Below are 587 nucleotides of genomic sequence, written 5' to 3'. Positions count from 1 at the left end.
ATCCGTCGGTGGCACTGCCGGGATCATCTTCCGATCCGCGAGATCGAACGCCGGACGGGACTGTCACGCAATACGATCCGGAAATATCTCCGGGCACAGAGTATTGAACCACGGTTTCAGGTTCCCGAACGTCCCAGCCGACTGGACCCGTTTGCTGACAGGCTGAGGGGATGGCTGGTCCTGGAAGCCGCTCGCCCCCGCAAGAACCGGCGCACGGCGCGACGACTGCATGAAGACCTTGTGGCGCTGGGTTATGATGGGTCCTACGGACGGGTGGCCGCTTTCATCCGGCAGTGGAAACACGAACAGCGCCAGGCACGCCAGACAACGGGTCGGGGTGTTTTCGTGCCCCTATGCTTCCAGCCCGGGGAAGCCTTCCAGTTCGACTGGGGCGAGGACTGGGCGGTGATTGCCGGGCATCGCGTCAAGCTGCAGGTTGCCCACACCAAACTGTCCTTCAGCCGGGCCTTCATACTCAGGGCCTATCCCCTGCAGACCCACGAGATGCTTTTCGATGCGCTTACCGAGGCCTTCCGCGTGCTCGGTGGCGTGCCGCGGCGGGGTATTTTTGACAACATGAAGACCGC

Annotated in this window: 1 protein-coding gene; it reads left to right on the top strand. The window is 62.5% G+C overall.

Features of this window, described 5'->3' with window-relative positions:
- Nucleotides 1-587: IS21 family transposase (gene istA / locus B7449_RS14870; protein ID WP_048883759.1), on the top strand; the 587-nt coding region annotated here is incomplete at both ends.

Origin of the sequence: Komagataeibacter intermedius TF2 (genome assembly GCF_000964425.1) — a bacterium.
GTDB classification, from domain to species: domain Bacteria; phylum Pseudomonadota; class Alphaproteobacteria; order Acetobacterales; family Acetobacteraceae; genus Komagataeibacter; species Komagataeibacter intermedius.
The sequence above is the reverse complement of the archived record's forward strand: the minus strand, read 5'-3'. Positions and strand labels throughout refer to the sequence as shown.